Below are 18,651 nucleotides of genomic sequence, written 5' to 3'. Positions count from 1 at the left end.
GGTCGTTAGCTCAGTTGGTAGAGCAGTTGACTTTTAATCAATTGGTCGCAGGTTCGAATCCTGCACGACCCACCAATTTTAATATCTGACTCAGATGTTAAATGTGAAGGATAACGTTGCCTTAGCAACGGCCCGAAGGGCGAGGCGTAGCCGAGTCATCCTGCACGACCCACCAATGTAAAAAAGCGCCCTAAAGGCGCTTTTTTGCTATCTGTAATTTACACAATTCGAAGTTGCTGCAGGTGAGAGTCGGACGAAGCAAATCATCCAGCACGATCCACTCATATTTAAAGCCGCTTTTTCGCTCACCATTTCCGGTGACTTTTCACCTCAAATTCGCTATCTTGTTTAGTATATAAAACATGATTGTCATCCGTTTTGCTATGTCATGCAAAAGAAAGGCAATATTGTTAAGCCAGTAAAACGAGAAGCCATAATGAGCGTGATGTTTGATCCAGAAGCCGCAATCTATCCTTTCCCACCGAAACCTGTTCCGTTAAACCGGGATGAAAAACACTTTTATCGTGAGAAGATCAAACGCCTGCTCAAGGAACGTGACGCGGTGATGGTTGCGCACTACTACACCGATCCGGAGATCCAGCAACTGGCTGAAGAGACAGGCGGTTGTATCTCTGATTCTCTGGAGATGGCGCGTTTTGGCGCAAAGCATCCGGCATCCACACTGCTGGTTGCGGGTGTCCGTTTTATGGGGGAAACCGCCAAAATTCTGAGTCCTGAAAAAACTATCCTGATGCCGACGTTACATGCCGAATGTTCGCTTGACCTCGGCTGCCCAATCGACGAATTCAGCGCCTTTTGCGATGCGCATCCTGATCGAACCGTTGTGGTCTACGCCAACACGTCTGCGGCGGTAAAAGCTCGCGCAGACTGGGTGGTAACATCCAGTATTGCTGTTGAACTTATTGAACACCTGGACAGCCTTGGACAGAAAATTATCTGGGCCCCCGACCGCCATCTGGGAAATTATGTGCAAAAACAAACCGGGGCGGATGTCCTTTGCTGGCAGGGCGCATGTATTGTCCACGACGAATTCAAAACACAAGCGCTGGCGCGCATGAAAGGATTGTACCCGGACGCGGCTATCCTCGTTCACCCTGAATCGCCACAGTCGATTGTTGACATGGCAGATGCTGTTGGCTCAACCAGTCAGCTTATTAATGCCGCGAGAACTCTGCCGCATCAGCAACTTATCGTGGCAACCGATCGCGGTATATTTTATAAGATGCAGCAGGCCGTACCGGGAAAAGAGCTGCTTGAAGCACCTACTGCGGGAGAAGGAGCGACCTGTCGTAGCTGCGCTCACTGCCCGTGGATGGCGATGAATGGCCTGAAAGCGATTGCTGAAGGACTGGAAGCCGGTGGGGCAGAACACGAAATTCATGTTGATGCCGCCCTGCGTGAAGGTGCGTTAATTCCGCTTAACCGTATGCTTGAGTTTGCGGCTACACTACGTACTTAATTCAACATGCTCTGGGGAAAAGATGGATTTTTTTAGCACACAGAATATCCTGGTTCATATACCGATTGGGGCGGGTGGCTATGACCTGTCATGGATCGAAGCGATTGGTACACTGGCCGGTCTGCTCTGTATCTGGCTCGCCAGTCTTGAGAAGATCAGCAATTATGCGTTCGGGCTCATCAACGTGACCCTGTTCGCCATTATCTTTTTCCAGATCCAACTGTATGCCAGTCTGCTGTTACAGTTGTTTTTCTTCGCGGCGAACATTTATGGCTGGTATGCCTGGTCGCGGCAGAACAGCCAACAGGAAGCGGAGCTACAGATCCGCTGGTTGCCCTTATCAAAAGCTATCGCCTGGTTTGTGGCGTGCGTTGTTGCCATCGGTGTTATGACGGTTTATATCAACCCGGTATTTGCGTTCCTCACACAGATTGCGGTGTCAGTGATGTCAGCACTAGGGTTGAATGTCACAATGCCTGAATTACAACCCGATGCTTTCCCGTTCTGGGATTCCTGCATGATGGTTCTGTCGATTGCCGCGATGATCCTGATGACCCGTAAATACGTTGAGAACTGGCTGTTGTGGGTCATTATTAACGTGATCAGCGTGGTCATTTTCGCATTGCAAGGTGTGTACGCGATGTCGCTGGAATATCTGCTGCTGACCTTTATTGCATTGAACGGTAGTCGTATGTGGATTAACAGCGCGCGTGAGCGAGGCTCTCACGCACTGTCCAGTCAGTGATGGTGATGATGTGAATGGCCGGACTGCGCTTCGTTCAGGTGGCAGTCTGGTCCGTTACACGGCTGGTACTCCATCTGTATGGTGGCATGCGCAATCTCATAGTGATGTTCAAGAAAGTGCTGAATGCGTTCAAGCAGAGCGTCATGATCATGCGGTGGGATTACCTGAACATGCAATGTCATCAGCGGTTTCTCACCTACCATCCAGACGTGAACATGGTGAACATTTCTTACTTCGGGAATAGATTGGCGCAGGTTGCGTTTGAGTGCAGCGATATCCAGCGACGCGGGAGCACCTTCCAGTAATTCGTTCACACTCTCTTTCAGTAACTGCCAGGCGCTGTGAAGAACCAGACAAGAGACCAGAACGGACAGAATAGGGTCGATGGGTGTCCATCCGGTATAGATAATCACAAGGGCGGCGACAATGGCCCCTATTGATCCGAGTAAATCTCCCAACACATGCAGCGCCGCAGCACGCACATTCAGGTTTTTCTCTTCACTGCCGCCGCGATGCAAAATCCAGAATGCCAGCACATTCGCGAGCAGTCCGGCTACAGCAATAACCATCATCGTCGCCCCTGCGACAGGCTGAGGATGCCTGAAGCGCTGAAAGGCCTCCCAGACGATCAAAATGGTAATCACCACCAGAGCGATGGCATTCACGAACGCTGCAAGAGTTGTGAGCCGCAACCAACCAAAGGTATGACGGCCATTAGGAGGGCGTTGTGCAAACTGCACGGCCAGTAGTGCAAAGAGCAGGGCTGCGGCATCAGTCAGCATGTGTCCTGCATCTGCCAGTAACGCCAACGAGCCTGAAATAATCCCGCCAATAACCTCGATAATCATGAATATCGCGGTGACGGAAAAAGCCAGCATCAGGCGTTTCGCGTTTTCGTCTCTGGGGGTATGCGAGTGAGAATGCGCCATGTCAATTTTCCTGGTTCGATTTTAAGCTAAGTGTAGAATTTTTAATGTGTTACACAAATGTCTTTTTCGTTCTGTCACCGCAATTTCCCAAGAGGGTGTAAAAGGTGGTTTACACTAAGCGACTTGCAAGATAGATTGAAAGGATTGCATTCAACACTAGAGTTATGGCAGAGCTGGAAAGAAAATGAATTATCAGAACGACGATTTACGTATTAAAGAGATCAATGAGTTATTACCTCCTGTAGCACTCCTTGAAAAATTCCCCGCCACTGAAAATGCCGCAAACACGGTTTCTCATGCCCGTAAAGCGATCCATAAGATCCTGAAAGGTAATGATGATCGTCTTCTGGTCGTGATTGGTCCATGTTCTATTCACGATCCTGCTGCGGCTAAAGAGTACGCCTCACGCCTGATTAAACTGCGTGATGAGCTGAAAGGTGAGCTGGAAATCGTGATGCGCGTTTATTTTGAAAAGCCGCGCACGACGGTAGGCTGGAAAGGGCTGATTAACGATCCGCACATGGATAACAGCTTCCAGATTAACGATGGTCTGCGCATTGCACGCAAGTTGCTTCTGGAAATCAACGACAGTGGCCTGCCTGCCGCTGGCGAATTCCTCGACATGATTACGCCGCAATACCTCGCAGACCTGATGAGCTGGGGCGCAATTGGTGCGCGTACCACAGAATCTCAGGTACACCGTGAGCTGGCGTCCGGTCTTTCCTGCCCGGTTGGCTTCAAAAATGGCACAGATGGCACGATCAAAGTGGCGATTGACGCGATCAACGCTGCGGGTGCGCCTCACTGTTTCTTGTCCGTAACCAAATGGGGTCACTCTGCGATCGTGAATACCAGTGGGAACGGAGACTGCCATATTATCCTGCGCGGTGGCAAAGAGCCGAACTACAGTGCAAAACACGTGGCAGAAGTGAAAACCGGTCTCGAAAAAGCAGGCTTGTCTCCAAATGTGATGATTGACTTCAGCCATGCGAACTCCAGCAAGCAGTTTAAAAAGCAGATGGAAGTTGGTGCGGATGTCTGCCAGCAGATTGCAGGCGGTGAGAAATCCGTGATGGGTGTGATGATCGAAAGTCATCTGGTTGAAGGTAATCAGAATCTGGAAGGCAGTGAACCGCTGGTCTACGGCAAGAGCGTGACGGATGCCTGCATTGGCTGGGATGACACCGATACGCTTCTGCGTCAGTTGGCTGAAGCGGTTAAAGCCCGCCGCGGCTGATACGGCTGGGCAAATAAAAAAGCGTGGATTGCTCCACGCTTTTTTTGTCTCTGGCGAAAATTACTTCGCTTTACCCTGGTTTGCGACTGCCGCTGCTTTTGCAGCGATTTCGTCAGCGTTGCCCAGATAGTAATGTTTGATTGGTTTGAAGTTCTCATCGAACTCATACACCAGCGGGACGCCGGTTGGGATGTTCAGTTCGAGGATCTCATCTTCACCCATGTTGTCCAGGTATTTCACCAGTGCACGCAGGGAGTTACCGTGAGCGGCGATGATCACGCGCTCACCGCTTTTCAGGCGTGGCAGAATGGTTTCATTCCAGTATGGCACAACGCGATCGATGGTCAGCGCCAGGCTTTCGGTTTGTGGCAGTTCTGCATCGGTCAGTTTCGCGTAGCGCGGATCGTGGCCTGGGTAGCGCTCATCATCTTTGGTCAGCTCTGGTGGTGTTACTGCAAAACCACGACGCCACTGTTTAACTTGCTCGTCACCGTATTTCTCAGCGGTTTCAGCTTTGTTCAGACCCTGCAACGCACCGTAATGACGCTCGTTCAGTTTCCAGGATTTTTCAACAGGCAGCCAGGCTTGATCCAGTTCGTCCAGAACGTTCCACAGCGTGTGGATGGCACGTTTCAGCACAGAGGTGTAAGCAAAATCAAAGCTGAAGCCTTCTTCCTTCAGCAGTTTACCTGCTGCTTTTGCTTCGCTTACGCCTTTCTCGGACAGATCAACATCGTACCAACCGGTAAAGCGGTTTTCGTTGTTCCATTGGCTTTCGCCGTGGCGCACCAGTACCAGCTTAGTTACAGCCATATCTTACTCCTCAAGCATTTTGAATGATAACAATTCTCATTATATTGCCGTGACTGCGCCAGCGGCAACGCTTAACCCTAACCATAGCGAAAATAGTCTCTGAGTGTAAGATGCTTGTGAATCCAGGGTTATGATTTTGTCTGTGATCGGCGCTATTTTCAGCAGTATGGGCAAAAAAAGCCCTCCGGAAGGAGGGCTGGACGTTAATGGGGAATAAAGTGATATTCCGTCAGGCTCATGTACTCTTCACCTGGTCGCAGAATACAGTCTGGCTGCGGCCATTCTGGATGGTTGGGGCTGTCCGGGAGAAACTCACTTTCCAGTGCCAGACCTTGCCAGTCGCGGTACTCGTCATGTTCCCGTGCCGGTGTACCGCCAAGATAGTTACCAGAATAGAATTGCAGGGCCGGGGCAGTGGTATAAACCGTCATTTGCAGCTTTTCATCGGCGGACCAGACTTGTGCGGCAGGCTGATGAATATCGCCTTTTGCCTGTAGCAGGAAGGCGTGATCATAGCCTTTCACTTTGCGCTGATCGTCATCGCTCAGAAAATCCCGGGCAATGGTCTTCACGTTACGGAAGTCAAAGCTGTTACCGCTAACGGGCTTCAGACCCTGTTGTGGGATACCCATCTCATCTACCGGCAGATATTCGTCCGCCAGCATTTGCAGTTTATGCTGGCGCACGTCGCACTGATGACCGTCGAGATTGAAATAAGCGTGGTTCGTCATGTTGACCGGACACGGCTTATCAACCGTTGCGCGATACTCAATGGCAACACGGTTATCGTCGGTCAGGGAGAAGTGGGCTGACGCAGAGAGAGTGCCAGGGAAGCCCTGATCGCCATCACTGGAGTCCAGCGTAAGTAATACTTCTCTGTCGTTCTGCTGGGCAATTTGCCAGCGACGTTTATCAAATCCTTCCGGGCCACCGTGTAACTGGTTTTCACCCTGGCTTGAGAGAAGGGGATAGCGCACACCATCGAGTTCAAAGCAGCTTTTGGCGATACGATTGGCGTAGCGGCCCACCGATGCGCCGAGATAGGCCGCCTGATTCACATACTGCTCCGGTGACGCACAGCCCAGAAGCGTTTCGCGCACGCCACCATCCGGCATGGGAACGCGTGCAGAGAGTAATGTTGCACCCCAGTCCATCAGCGTAACCACCATCCCTGCGTGGTTGCGCAGGGTTAACAGGCGATACGGCAGACCATCAGGGGCGAGGGTTGGCGTTTCGTTTAGCACTGTCCCGCTCCTTGCGATGCTTTGCAGACATAGAAGGTTTCTTTGATGCCGGTTTTCGCTTCGTATTGTTTCGCGACCGCATCCTGAACCGCCGAAACCAGGTCTTCCGGAACCAGGGCCACGATACAACCCCCAAATCCTCCCCCGGTCATACGCACACCGCCTTTATCACCAATTGCGGCTTTGACAATTTCGACCAGTGTGTCGATTTGCGGAACGGTAATTTCGAAGTCATCCCGCATAGAGGCATGAGATTCAGCCATCAGCTCGCCCATGCGCTTTAAATCACCTTTTGCCAGTGCATCAGCCGCTTCAACGGTACGGGCATTTTCGGTCAGAACATGGCGCACACGTTTAGCGACAACAGGATCCAGCTCGTGAGCCACTTTGTTGAATTCATTAATTGAAACGTCACGCAGGGCGGGTTGCTGGAAGAAACGCGCACCTGTCTCGCACTGTTCGCGACGGGTGTTGTACTCGCTGCCCACCAGGGTCCGTTTGAAGTTGCTGTTGATGATCACCACCGCTGCACCTTTTGGCAGTGAAACGGCTTTCGTGCCCAGTGTCCGGCAGTCAATCAGCAGCGCATGCTCTTTTTTACCCAAAGCGGAGATGAGCTGGTCCATAATGCCGCAATTACACCCCACGAACTGGTTCTCAGCTTCCTGGCCATTCAGCGCAATTTGCGCACCATCAAGCGGTAAATGGTAAAGCTGCTGGAATACCGTCCCAACGGCTACCTCAAGCGAGGCTGAAGAACTTAACCCTGCACCTTGTGGCACGTTGCCGCTGATGACCAGGTCCGCGCCGCCGAAGTTTTTGTTACGTTTTTGCAGGTGTTTAACGACGCCGCGCACATAGTTAGACCATTGCTGGCTGTCGTGCGTCACGATGGGCGCATCGAGAGAAAATTCATCGCTCTGGTTGCCGTAATCTGCTGCAATTACGCGGATGTTGCGGTCATCGCGTTTGGCGCAACTGATTACGGTCTGGTAGTCGATCGCGCAAGGCAGCACGAAACCATCGTTATAGTCGGTGTGCTCGCCAATCAGATTAACGCGACCAGGCGCCTGAATAACGTGGGTGGCAGGGTAGCCGAATTTTTCAGCAAACAGGGATTGTGTTTTATCTTTCAGACTCATTTTTTAGACTCCTGATTCGCGGTAATGGACGTCGCTCACTGCGCGCAGACGCTCTGCCGCTTGTTCTGCCGTCAGATCACGCTGGGTTTCTGCCAGCATTTCATAGCCCACCATAAATTTACGCACCGTCGCGGAACGCAGCAGCGGCGGATAGAAATGGGCATGCAACTGCCAGTGTTGATTCTCTTCACCGTTGAACGGTGCACCATGCCAGCCCATCGAATACGGGAAAGAGCACTGGAACAGATTATCGTAGCGGCTGGTCAGTTTTTTCAGCGCCAGGGCAAGGTCATCCCGTTGCGCATCGCTGAGATCGGTAATGCGTTGTACGTGTGCCTTTGGCAACAGCAGCGTTTCGAACGGCCAGGCGGCCCAGTAAGGTACAACGGCCAGCCAGTGTTCAGTTTCGACCACAGTACGGCTGCCATCTGCCTGTTCACGCTGAACGTAGTCCACCAGCATTGGCGTGTGATTTTCCGCGTAATAGGCTTTTTGCAGGCGATCTTCACGCTCGGCCTCGTTCGGCAGGAAGCTGTTTGCCCACACCTGGCCATGCGGATGCGGGTTGGAACAGCCCATTGCTGCGCCTTTATTTTCAAACACCTGCACCCAGGGATAAGTTTGGCCTAACTCAGCGGTCTGTTCCTGCCAGGTACTGACGACTTCTTTTAGCGCATCCACGCTCAGCTCTGGCAGCGTCTTGCTGTGATCCGGAGAGAAGCAGATAACACGGCTTGTACCGCGTGCGCTTTCACAACGCATCAGCGGATCCTGGCTTTCAGGCGCAGCAGGGGTGTCCGTCATCAGGGCGGCAAAATCGTTCGTAAAAACGTAAGTTCCTGTGTAATCAGGGTTTTTATCCCCTGTCACACGAGTGTTGCCTGGACACAAAAAACAGTCAGGATCATGCTGTGGCAGCGTCTGTTTTGCAGGCGTTTCTTGCGCCCCCTGCCAGGGGCGCATAGCGCGGTGCGGAGAAACCAAAATCCATTGCCCGGTTAACGGGTTAAAGCGACGATGCGGGTGATCGACGGGATTGAATTGTGTCATGACGGATCCTTAGTCCGGATAACCTTGCGGATGGCGTGACTGCCAGTGCCAGGTATCTTGTGCCATTTCGTCAAGCGTGCGGGTGACACGCCAGTTCAGCTCTTTATCAGCTTTTGTTGCATCTGCCCAGTAAGCGGGAAGATCGCCGTCACGGCGCGGTGCGAAGTGATAGCTCACCGCTTTACCACAGGCTTTACTGAAGGCATTAACCACATCCAGCACACTGCTGCCGACGCCTGCACCGAGGTTATAAATATGCACACCTTGCTTGTTTGCCAGCTGTTGCATGGCGGCAACGTGACCATCGGCCAGGTCCATGACGTGGATATAATCGCGCACGCCCGTACCGTCTTCGGTTGGATAGTCGTGACCAAAAATAGCCAGTGAGTCGCGACGGCCTACCGCGACCTGTGCAATGTACGGCATCAGGTTATTGGGAATACCTTGCGGATCTTCACCCATATCTCCTGATGGATGTGCGCCAACCGGGTTGAAATAGCGCAGCAGGGCGATGCTCCACTCTGGTTGTGCTTTTTGCAGGTCAGTCAGAATCTGTTCCACCATCAGTTTGCTTTTGCCGTAAGGGCTTTGCGGCGTACCGGTCGGGAAACTTTCTACATAAGGGATTTTGGGCTGATCGCCGTAGACGGTGGCGGAAGAGCTGAAGATGACGTTTTTCACGTTCGCCGCACGCATGGCAGAGATCAAACGCAGCGTGCCGTTGACGTTATTGTCGTAGTACTCAAGCGGTTTCGCGACGGATTCACCGACCGCTTTCAGACCCGCAAAATGGATCACGGTTTCAATGGCGTGGTCGTGAAGAATTTCAGTCATCAACGCTTCGTTACGAATGTCACCTTCCACGAAGGTTGGCTGTTTGCCGCCAAGACGCTCAATCACGGGCAGCACGCTGCGCTTACTATTGCACAGGTTGTCGAGGATGATGACATCATGACCGCTTTGTAGCAGTTGTACGCAGGTGTGACTGCCTATGTAACCGCTACCACCTGTTACCAGAACTCGCATATTTCGCTCCATTGGGCTTATGGTATGTATTAACCATAGCATAACAGAGACGCGAAAAGTGTGACATGGGATAAATTAGTGGAATCGTTTACACTGATTATCAAACCTGATTTTTACATGGCTTTGGGCATTCTAGATCAAAGAGATAGCGTTGTAATGATGCAGCTTATCCGAAAAGAGGGGGCAGCCCCCCTGCAGGTTAATCTATTTTGCTCAAAAGGTAGCGATAGCCTGTCCCATCAGGGATAAACTCCAGGCGATGAGTGATGCAGGAAGGGGCGTCTTCGGCATGGTGTGAAACAAACAGCAACTGAGTTTCACCTTCACCAATCAACACATCAACAAATCGGCGGATCAACTGGCGGTTTAACGGGTCCAGCCCCTGAAGCGGTTCGTCCAGAATCAACAGCGTAGGGTGTTTGACCAGCGCGCGGGCAATCAATGCCAGGCGCTGTTGTCCCCACGAGAGGCTGTGGAACGGCGAATCAGCAACGCGGTTGTCCATTCCCAGGATTTCCAGCCACTGCTGCGCGAGTTTGTGCTGTTTATCAGACACGGCCTGATAAATGCCAATGGAGTCGAAGTAGCCGGACAGAATCACATTACGCACCGTGGTGCTGACCCGGTAGTCCAGATGCAGGCTACTGCTGACGTAACCAATATGCTTCTTAATGTCCCAGATGGTTTCACCGCTGCCACGACGACGCCCAAACAGCGTCAGATCGTTACTGTAGCCCTGAGGGTGATCGCCGGTGATCAGGCTGAGCAGGGTCGATTTTCCCGCGCCGTTTGGGCCAGTGATTTGCCAGTGATCGCCAGGATTCACCGTCCAGCTCAGTTGATTAAGGATAGGGCGATCGTCGTAAGACACAACGCCATTATGCAGGACGATCCTTGGCTGATGAGGATCTAAACCGTGTCGAGCCGAAGGGGCATCGGGTTCCGGGAGGGTAATACCATCGAGTTTCTCGCTGTGCGCCAGTTGGGCGATAAGCGCTTGCCGGAGCAGCGCCTCTTTTGGTCCTGTTTCCATCAGGCTGCAATCCGCTAACACTCCCGCGTATTGCACAAAATCCGGGATTTCATCAAACCGGTTGAGTACCAGCACGAGGGTGTAACCCTGCTGATTGAGCGTTTCCAGAAGTGCCGCCAGTTGGGCGCGTGATTGCACATCGAGCCCATCGAAGGGTTCATCCAGAATCAGCAAGTCCGGTTCGCTCATCAGCGCCTGACACAGCAGCGTTTTGCGCGTCTCGCCGGTCGAAAGATATTTGAAGCGCCGATCCAACAGGGCGGCTATGCCAAACTGCTCTGCCAGTTGCTGGCAACGTGCGCAGTCCTTGATCTCGTCCTGGATTATCTGTGCTGTGGTACGGCCCGTATCTTCTTCACCGGGGCTGAGCAAATCGGTGTTGTTACGCTGCCACTCATCGCTCACCAGCTTTTGTAATTGCTCAAACGAGAGACGGGTCACACGCGTAAAGCGGTTCTGGCGTTCACCTTTAAGTTGGGTAAGCTCTCCCGCCAGGGCACGCGCCAGTGCGGATTTACCGCTTCCGTTTGTGCCGACAAAGGCCCAGCTTTCGCCGGCCTGCAGTGTTAAATCAGGAAGCGTCAGCGTCCGGGTATCGCTAAGACGAAACGTGCCTTGCGAAATATGCAATGATGACATGATGTATCCCATTTTTTGCAGCAACAGATGTCAGGGATACTCACAGTTGGCGCGAATGTCAACGCGCTTAGCATAACGTGGCAATAATCACCCGGTCTGCATTGAAATATGCCGTCACCTCAGCACCTTCTTCCAGATTAATGGCATCGGCGACCGGCACTGTCGCGCAGAGGATTTGTCCATCCGGCAGGCTCATCAGTACTTCGCACTGTTCCTCACCGCGTTCGATATGGCTGATTGCACCGTGTAACTGGTTGTCCGCCTCTTTTGCAAGCTCAGGATCGCGCGTCACGCTTACCCACGGTGCTTTCAGCAGGATTAATACCTCTTTGCCTTCATCCAGCCCAAGACGTTGCCCGCTTTGTGCTGTGATCGCGGCTTTCAGGCGAGTGGAGCCATCGGCGAGTAAGATCTCAATGTGCTGTTGCACCTGCGAATTGTCGCGGGCTGTCACTGTACCAAACCACTGGTTACGGGCACTGGTTTGTAATGAGAAGCGGGAGATGGCGGCCAGCAGACTGTCCAGCGGCACATTATCGTCATCGCTGAGCACATCAAAGGCTTTTTGCTGAATTTGCGCCAGCAGATCGTAAAGCTGGATCAGGCGCTGACCGTAGCGAGTCAGCATCGCGCCACCGCCGCCTTTGCCGCCTGTCGCCCGGTCGACCAGCGCCTGTTCGCTCAGGGTATTCATTTCATTGATTGCATCCCACGCACTTTTGTAGCTGATGCCTGCGTTTTTAGCTCCCTGGCTAATTGAACCTGTATGATCTATTTGTTTAAGCAGGGCGATACGTCGCGGATCGGCGAAAAGCTTCTGCTGAAGTCGTAGGGTGAGGAGAATTTCGGCCTGCATAACAGTGTCCTGGCAAAAAGTGTATTGTGACCCAAATGCCCCTGAGCGCAAAGCGCACCGCACAAAAGGGGATGTTTTTCTTACTTTTCAGGGTAGAATAAGCCGTCCACAATATCTGGAGAAAACCATGTTAGAGTTGTTGAAAAGTCTGGTATTCGCCGTGATCATGGTCCCAGTGGTGATGGCCATCATCCTCGGTGCCATCTACGGCCTGGGTGAAGTGTTCAACGTCTTTTCGAACATCGGCCATAAAGGCCAGCCTAAAAAGCAGCATTAATTCCCTTCAAAACGCCCGGCCAGTCCGGGCGTTTTGCTCTCAAGTTTCCTCTCTTTTCGCCGATAGTATTCACAGCATCGGGTTTATTTACTCATTAATCGGTACGATTTAACGCTAGGATATCCCTACAGTTGTCGTTATATTTACGCATATATAACGACACTCAAAGGAGTTACAGATGGCACGTACATGGGTACGCCTTTTCGCAGGGGCAACACTGACACTTTCTCTCACCGGGCATGCGCTGGCAGACGAAGGTAAAATCACGGTTTTTGCAGCGGCATCACTGACTAACGCGATGCAGGATATTGCAGCAGAATATAAGAAAGAGAAAAACGTCGACGTGGTCTCCTCTTTTGCGTCGTCGTCAACCCTGGCGCGTCAGATTGAAGCCGGTGCACCTGCTGATTTATTCATTTCTGCCGACCAGAAGTGGATGGATTACGCGGTTGAGAAAAAATCAATCGATACGGCCACCCGCGAAACGTTGCTGGGGAACAGCCTTGTCGTGGTTGCACCAAAATCCAGTGCGCAGGGTGATATCACTATTAATAAAGAGACCAACTGGGCCAGCCTGTTGAAAGATGGCCGTCTGGCGGTTGGCGATCCTGAGCACGTCCCGGCCGGGATTTATGCCAAAGAAGCTCTGCAAAAACTGGGTGCGTGGGAGACCTTGTCTCCGAAACTGGCCCCAGCAGAAGATGTACGCGGCGCACTGGCACTGGTTGAGCGTAGCGAAGCACCTCTGGGGATTGTCTACGGCTCTGATGCTGTTGCCAGCAAAGGCGTAAAAGTGGTTGGCACGTTCCCGGAAGACTCCCACAAGAAAGTGGAATATCCTGTGGCGATTGTTGATGGACATAAAAATGCGACAGTCAGCGCCTTCTACGATTATCTGAAGGGGCCTCAGGCGTCTGCAATCTTTAAACGTTACGGATTTACGACTCACTAATGATATTGACCGATCCCGAATGGCAGGCCGTGCTGCTGAGCCTTAAAGTCTCTTCCCTGGCAGTTGCACTCAGTTTGCCCTTCGGGATCTTTTTTGCCTGGTTACTGGTTCGTTGTAAGTTTCCAGGCAAAGCCCTGCTCGACAGTGTGCTTCATCTTCCCCTCGTATTACCGCCGGTTGTGGTCGGCTATTTATTATTGATCGCCATGGGGCGACGCGGATTTATCGGCCAGTGGTTGTATGACTGGTTTGGTTTGACCTTTGCCTTTAGCTGGCGTGGTGCTGTGCTGGCTGCGGCAGTCATGTCATTCCCGCTGATGGTCCGGGCGATCCGCCTGGCGCTGGAAGGGGTTGACCTCAAACTTGAGCAAGCGGCACGCACATTAGGTGCAGGACGCTGGCGCGTGTTTTTCACCATCACACTTCCGCTTACGTTACCCGGTATTATTGTTGGCACGGTGCTGGCTTTTGCCCGCTCGCTCGGTGAGTTTGGCGCGACGATAACCTTCGTGTCGAACATCCCTGGTGAGACGCGTACCATCCCTTCGGCAATGTATACCCTGATTCAAACGCCAGGCGGCGAAAGTGCGGCCGCGCGGTTGTGCATTATTTCTATTGTGCTGGCGCTGGTTTCATTGCTGGTCTCAGAATGGCTGGCACGTATTAGCCGCGAGCGGATGGGGAAATAATCATGCTGGAACTGAATTTCACCCAAACGCTGGGAAGCCACTGCCTGACGCTTAACGAAACCCTGCCTGCAAACGGTATCACGGCGATATTCGGTGTCTCGGGGGCGGGGAAAACCTCGTTGATTAATGCCATCAGCGGGCTGACGCGTCCACAATCAGGCCGAATTGTGCTGAACGAGCGGGTGCTGAACGATGTGGAGAAGGGGGTTTATCTTTCACCGGATAAGCGCCGGATTGGTTATGTTTTTCAGGATGCGCGGCTCTTCCCGCATTACAGCGTGCGGGGAAACCTGCGTTACGGTATGGCGAAGAGCATGTCTGCACAGTTTGACAAGCTGGTGGCATTGCTGGGTATTGAACCACTGCTTGAACGGCTTCCTTCATCATTATCGGGTGGCGAAAAACAGCGTGTTGCGATTGGTCGTGCGTTGCTGACCGCACCGGAGCTTCTGCTGCTGGATGAGCCGCTGGCCTCGCTCGACATTCCTCGTAAACGTGAACTTCTGCCGTATCTGCAACGCCTGGCGCGTGAGATCAATATCCCCATGCTCTATGTCAGCCACTCGCTGGACGAAATTCTGCATCTGGCGGACAAAGTGCTGGTGCTGGAAGAGGGCAGCGTAAAAGCGTTTGGCAATCTTGAGGAGGTCTGGGGCAGCAGTGTGATGCATCCGTGGCTGCCAACAGAACAGCAAAGCAGCATTCTGAAAGTCAGCGTACTGGAACATCATCCGCATTATGCGATGACTGCCCTGGCGCTGGGCGACCAGCATCTGTGGGTGAATAAAGTCGATAAGCCGCTGCAGTCGGCGCTGCGGATCCGCATTCAGGCGTCTGATGTGTCTCTTGTGCTGCAACCACCACTACAAACCAGTATTCGTAATATTCTGCGTGCCAAAGTGGCGCAATGCTTTGACGATAATGGGCAGGTCGAAGTTCAGCTTGAGGTCGGGAGCAAGACGCTCTGGGCGCGTATCAGCCCGTGGGCCAGGGATGAGTTAGGGATTAAGCCTGGCCTGTGGCTTTACGCGCAAATTAAGAGCGTCTCTATCACCACCTGATCAGAGCAGGTGAGTATAAATGTACTGCGCGACGCTGTCGGTGGTGTTATCGCCAATGACGACGTTAGCGCGGGCTTTGACGGCATCATCAGCATTTCCCATTGCCACGCCTGTACCTGCGGCTTCCAGCATGCTGATGTCGTTATAGTTATCGCCAAACGCAATCACATTCTGCATCGACCAGCCCTGTGACTCGACGAACTGCGTCAGACGTTTACCTTTGCTGTTGCCTTTACGGGCAATATCGACCTGATCATGCCAGGACCATTCGCACTCAAGACCCAGCGTCTGCTCAACGTGCTTCGCAAAGTCATTCAGCTTGTGAGTGTCTTCGTCTGTCAGGGCGAACTTCCAGATAGCGTCTACATCCTGAGCAGCCTGACGCAGGGAAGCGACCTGGGTAAAGACAGGACGTTGCGCTTCAGGCAGTGACAGTGCCCACTTGCTGGTGCGGATAACGTGGCCAGTTGGGCGCTCGTACACCATCGCGTTATCGACATACATCAAGCCATGAATCGCGTGTTCATCCAGCAGGTCAATAAGTTGCAGAGCCTGGTCAACAGGGAGGGGATCGGACTCCAGAACCTTTTTTGCTTGATAATCATACAAATAAGTGCCATTACAACAAATTGCAGGTGTATCTAACGCCAGTGCCTGATAAAAAGGATGAATGGCAACGTGATGTCGACCCGTTACGATGAGGAGTTGATACCCCGCTTCTTTTGCACGCTTAAGGGCATCAAGAGAAGAGGGAAGCAGGGTTTTTTGAGGGGTAAGCAGTGTACCGTCTAAATCCAGTGCAATCACACGCGAGGTCATTTGTTCTTCCGGGTTAATATTGAATTTAAGGTCTTATGGGATGGTACACCGAGAGCATATCGCTGCAAAATTCCTGACTACAATTCAGCATTCGCCGTTAAAAATAATTACTTTCACGCGCAGTGAGGAAAGGAGTATTCATGAAACAGACCGTTTATACCGCCAGTCCTGAAAGTCAGCAGATCCATGTCTGGCGTTTGAATGCGGAAGGCTCGCTCACGCTGGTTCAGGTAGTTGATGTTCCGGGGCAGGTTCAGCCGATGATTGTCAGCCCGGATAAACGTTTTCTTTATGTTGGCGTGCGCCCGGAGTTTCGCGTGCTGGCGTATCGCATCTCCCCTGATGATGGTGCACTGACCTATGCCGCAGAAGCGCCATTACCAGGAAGCCCAACCCATATCTCGACTGACCACAAGGGGCAGTTCGTCTTCAGCGCTTCCTATAATTCAGGCTGCGTCAGCGTCACCCGTCTGGACGAGGGGATTCCGACAGAAACCGTGGATATCGTAGAAGGTCTGGAAGGTTGCCACTCGGCAAATATCAGCCCGGATAACCGGACGCTGTGGGTTCCTGCCCTGAAGCAGGATCGTATCTGCCTGTTTACGCTGAGTGATGATGGTCATCTGGTGGCGCAAGATCCGGCAGAAGTGACCACCGTTGAGGGGGCGGGTCCGCGTCACATGGTCTTCCATCCGAACCAGCAATATGGATACGTTGTGAATGAGCTGAATGGCTCTGTCGATGTGTGGGAGCTGAAAGATCCAAACGGTGAAATTGAATGTGTTCAGACTCTGGATATGATGCCGTCTGACTTCTCCGACACTCGCTGGGCCGCAGATATTCATATCACCCCGGATGGTCGTCATCTTTATACCTGCGACCGTACTTCCAGCCTGATTACCGTCTTTAGCGTCTCGGAAGATGGCAGTGTGCTGGCGATTGAAGGCTTCCAGCCGACGGAAACCCAGCCGCGTGGTTTTAATATCGATCACAGCGGGAAATACCTGATTGCGGCCGGGCAGAAATCTCACCATATCGCACTGTACGAAATCAAAGGCGAACAGGGCTTGCTGGAAGAGAAAGGGCGTTACGCTGTAGGCCAGGGGCCAATGTGGGTTGTGGTCAACGCACACTAATCCGCTGATAATAAAAAACCTCGCCATGGCGAGGTTTTTTTATGCCTGAAACCAGACTTATTGCTTCGGTTCAGCAACCACTTTGCTACCCAGACCGCGGTTGTTGTATTCCCACATGCGGTTGAAGTTAGCGTCGTTCAGGTTGCGCTGCACGTTGCCTTTGTCATCCACGACTCCGGTGTTGCCGGAATAAGGACGTTTGGAAATGGCAGCATCAGCCCATGGTTTCGCCATGTTGAAGCCTTCGTTGATGACGCTGTCACGGATCACAACCTGCCCGTTTGTTGTGGAATCAACGTCCAGCGAGCGGCCCAACTGTGCAACACCGTCGCCGGAAGCGGTAAAGCGGCTGTTCACGGCCAGGAAGCCATAATAGAGGTTAGACTGTGTGGCTGGCGCAAACACGTAGCCTTCCTGCTGGGTGCGGGAATTCACTACGCGGAAATCGGTGTTATCAAAGACCACTGCGCCACGGCCGGACACGAGATCCACATCCCCTTCAATATAGCTATTGGTGACCTGGGTACGCGTCAGACGGTTGTTTTGCAGGGTGTTCTGCACGCCGCTGTTAGTCACGAAGAAGGTATTCTGGCGACCCAGAATGTTCACGTTATTAATCTGTACCTGATCGCCATCGCTACGCAGGGCTACAGCCTGGTGGTTTCCGGCATCGACGCTGTCACCCAGGGTGTTTTGGATAGTCAGATTCTGCAACTGCAGACCGTTGTTCTGTGACCAGAACACGGCAGAGCACAGTACACCGACGGTCGCGCTGCGTTTGCTCTGGCAGTTATCAAACATATACCAGGCTGGTTTGCCCGGCATGTATTTACCGGCTGGATTTACCAGGCGACGCCAGGTATTGCTGTCGATTTCAGAATCGATCGCCAGACCAATTTTTACGTCGAGCGCTTTTTCGCCCATGCCGTACAACGTAATGCTGCCAGGGGCCGCTGGAACGTAAACCGTACCTTCGTATTCACCAGGCAGGATAGCGATGTACTGACGTGACGCGCTGTGTTTGGTAATCGCTGCGTCAACTGCGGCCTGGATAGTGGTATGTGTCACGCCCTGCGTACCCGCTGGCCCAACAACGAAATCAGGCTGCTTAGGCAGACGAATAGAGGATGGTGTCCACGGGGCGGCATTTGGGTCCATCGCCGAGAAGTAGTGTGCCTGATTGAAGTTCTTTGCTTCGTCAGCAGACAGGATCGGGCGAGATGCTGCGCCTGGTGCAACCTGCTCAGATGGCTTCTGATCCGGTGGCGTAGAGCTGCATGCAGACAACGTCACGCCAAAGGCGAGGGCCAGCGCCAGACGGGAAATCCTGGAAATGTTCAAGGTAAAGCTCCTGAGTATGCAAGTCTTAACGGGATAATCGAAATAGCCTGCTTTTTTATACTAAGTTGAGCGAAACAGGAAGATGAAAAGGTAAAAAGTTCTATTTTTCACCTGTCTGATGCGGGAAAGTCATCACAAATAAATAACATTTTCCGTAAAGGCAGTTGACAGAGGCAAGCAGA

18 protein-coding genes and 1 other RNA gene are annotated in these 18,651 nt (G+C 52.4%); 9 read left to right on the top strand and 10 right to left on the bottom strand.

Annotated features, from left to right (window positions below; all coding sequences use genetic code 11):
* Positions 1 to 6 precede the first annotated feature (6 nt).
* From GF617_RS12765 to pnuC, 3 genes are all read left to right on the top strand, one after another.
* Positions 7 to 175: non-coding RNA, RtT sRNA (locus GF617_RS12765), on the top strand.
* A gap of 261 nt (positions 176 to 436) precedes the next feature.
* Positions 437 to 1,480 carry a quinolinate synthase NadA gene (gene nadA / locus GF617_RS12760; protein WP_203451807.1) on the top strand — a complete coding sequence of 348 codons (1,044 nt, stop codon included), beginning with the start codon at positions 437 to 439 and terminating at the stop codon, positions 1,478 to 1,480.
* A gap of 22 nt (positions 1,481 to 1,502) precedes the next feature.
* A complete protein-coding gene (gene pnuC / locus GF617_RS12755) occupies positions 1,503 to 2,225 on the top strand; it encodes a nicotinamide riboside transporter PnuC (RefSeq protein ID WP_181622713.1) in 723 nt (240 codons plus the stop codon).
* Here the strand turns inward: pnuC and zitB are convergent.
* Complete coding sequence (gene zitB / locus GF617_RS12750) at positions 2,219 to 3,154, bottom strand: CDF family zinc transporter ZitB (RefSeq protein ID WP_203451806.1); 936 nt, start codon at positions 3,152 to 3,154, stop codon at positions 2,219 to 2,221. The two genes, pnuC and zitB, sit on opposite strands and share 7 nt — an antisense overlap.
* Positions 3,155 to 3,338: 184 nt before the next feature.
* On the opposite strand from zitB, the gene aroG reads away from it, so the two are divergent.
* Positions 3,339 to 4,391 (top strand): 3-deoxy-7-phosphoheptulonate synthase AroG, encoded by a 1,053-nt coding sequence (aroG, locus tag GF617_RS12745; RefSeq protein WP_181622715.1) that lies wholly within the window; start codon positions 3,339 to 3,341, stop codon positions 4,389 to 4,391.
* A 60-nt stretch (positions 4,392 to 4,451) separates the two neighbouring features.
* Here the strand turns inward: aroG and gpmA are convergent, their stop codons facing one another.
* From gpmA to modE, 7 genes are all read right to left on the bottom strand, one after another.
* On the bottom strand, positions 4,452 to 5,204 hold the full coding sequence (gpmA, locus tag GF617_RS12740; protein ID WP_114978400.1) for a 2,3-diphosphoglycerate-dependent phosphoglycerate mutase: 753 nt from the start codon (positions 5,202 to 5,204) through the stop codon (positions 4,452 to 4,454).
* A 203-nt stretch (positions 5,205 to 5,407) separates the two neighbouring features.
* Positions 5,408 to 6,448 carry a galactose-1-epimerase gene (gene galM, locus GF617_RS12735; protein ID WP_203451805.1) on the bottom strand — a complete coding sequence of 347 codons (1,041 nt, stop codon included), beginning with the start codon at positions 6,446 to 6,448 and terminating at the stop codon, positions 5,408 to 5,410.
* On the bottom strand, positions 6,442 to 7,590 hold the full coding sequence (gene galK, locus GF617_RS12730; protein WP_181622717.1) for a galactokinase: 1,149 nt from the start codon (positions 7,588 to 7,590) through the stop codon (positions 6,442 to 6,444). The genes galM and galK overlap by 7 nt, the downstream gene beginning before the upstream one ends.
* A 3-nt stretch (positions 7,591 to 7,593) precedes the next feature.
* Positions 7,594 to 8,640, bottom strand: a complete 1,047-nt coding sequence (galT, locus tag GF617_RS12725) for a galactose-1-phosphate uridylyltransferase (protein ID WP_203451804.1) — start codon at positions 8,638 to 8,640, stop codon at positions 7,594 to 7,596.
* A gap of 9 nt (positions 8,641 to 8,649) precedes the next feature.
* The gene (galE, locus tag GF617_RS12720; protein WP_203451803.1) at positions 8,650 to 9,666 is read right to left on the bottom strand and encodes a UDP-glucose 4-epimerase GalE; all 1,017 of its coding nucleotides are present in this window, start codon (positions 9,664 to 9,666) and stop codon (positions 8,650 to 8,652) included.
* A 199-nt stretch (positions 9,667 to 9,865) separates the two neighbouring features.
* Positions 9,866 to 11,338: a molybdate ABC transporter ATP-binding protein ModF gene (gene modF, locus GF617_RS12715; protein ID WP_203451802.1), complete on the bottom strand. Its 1,473-nt coding sequence runs from the start codon at positions 11,336 to 11,338 to the stop codon at positions 9,866 to 9,868.
* 67 nt (positions 11,339 to 11,405) lie between these two features.
* Complete coding sequence (gene modE / locus GF617_RS12710; protein WP_203451801.1) at positions 11,406 to 12,194, bottom strand: molybdenum-dependent transcriptional regulator; 789 nt, start codon at positions 12,192 to 12,194, stop codon at positions 11,406 to 11,408.
* A gap of 127 nt (positions 12,195 to 12,321) precedes the next feature.
* Between modE and GF617_RS12705 the strand changes: the two genes are divergently transcribed.
* From GF617_RS12705 to modC, 4 genes are all read left to right on the top strand, one after another.
* Positions 12,322 to 12,471, top strand: a complete 150-nt coding sequence (locus GF617_RS12705; protein WP_181622722.1) for an AcrZ family multidrug efflux pump-associated protein — start codon at positions 12,322 to 12,324, stop codon at positions 12,469 to 12,471.
* A gap of 178 nt (positions 12,472 to 12,649) precedes the next feature.
* Entirely contained in the window at positions 12,650 to 13,423 is a 774-nt protein-coding gene (gene modA, locus GF617_RS12700; protein ID WP_181622723.1) for a molybdate ABC transporter substrate-binding protein, read from the top strand.
* Positions 13,423 to 14,112, top strand: coding sequence for a molybdate ABC transporter permease subunit (modB, locus tag GF617_RS12695; RefSeq protein ID WP_181622724.1), 690 nt, complete (start codon positions 13,423 to 13,425; stop codon positions 14,110 to 14,112). Before modA ends, modB begins: the two co-directional genes overlap by 1 nt.
* A 2-nt stretch (positions 14,113 to 14,114) precedes the next feature.
* Complete coding sequence (gene modC, locus GF617_RS12690) at positions 14,115 to 15,173, top strand: molybdenum ABC transporter ATP-binding protein ModC (protein ID WP_181622725.1); 1,059 nt, start codon at positions 14,115 to 14,117, stop codon at positions 15,171 to 15,173.
* Here modC and GF617_RS12685 read toward each other — a convergent pair whose 3' ends face one another.
* Positions 15,174 to 15,992, bottom strand: a complete 819-nt coding sequence (locus GF617_RS12685) for a pyridoxal phosphatase (RefSeq protein WP_181622726.1) — start codon at positions 15,990 to 15,992, stop codon at positions 15,174 to 15,176. It abuts the gene before it with no gap.
* A gap of 140 nt (positions 15,993 to 16,132) precedes the next feature.
* Between GF617_RS12685 and pgl the strand changes: the two genes are divergently transcribed.
* Positions 16,133 to 17,128, top strand: coding sequence for a 6-phosphogluconolactonase (gene pgl, locus GF617_RS12680; protein WP_181622727.1), 996 nt, complete (start codon positions 16,133 to 16,135; stop codon positions 17,126 to 17,128).
* A gap of 57 nt (positions 17,129 to 17,185) precedes the next feature.
* Here pgl and GF617_RS12675 read toward each other — a convergent pair whose 3' ends face one another.
* Positions 17,186 to 18,469, bottom strand: coding sequence for a putative acyl-CoA thioester hydrolase (locus GF617_RS12675; protein WP_203451800.1), 1,284 nt, complete (start codon positions 18,467 to 18,469; stop codon positions 17,186 to 17,188).
* Positions 18,470 to 18,651 lie beyond the last annotated feature (182 nt).

Source organism: Lelliottia sp. RWM.1 (assembly GCF_016859735.1).
Classification (GTDB): Bacteria; Pseudomonadota; Gammaproteobacteria; order Enterobacterales; family Enterobacteriaceae; genus Enterobacter.
This window is presented reverse-complemented; position numbering and strand designations above follow the sequence as displayed.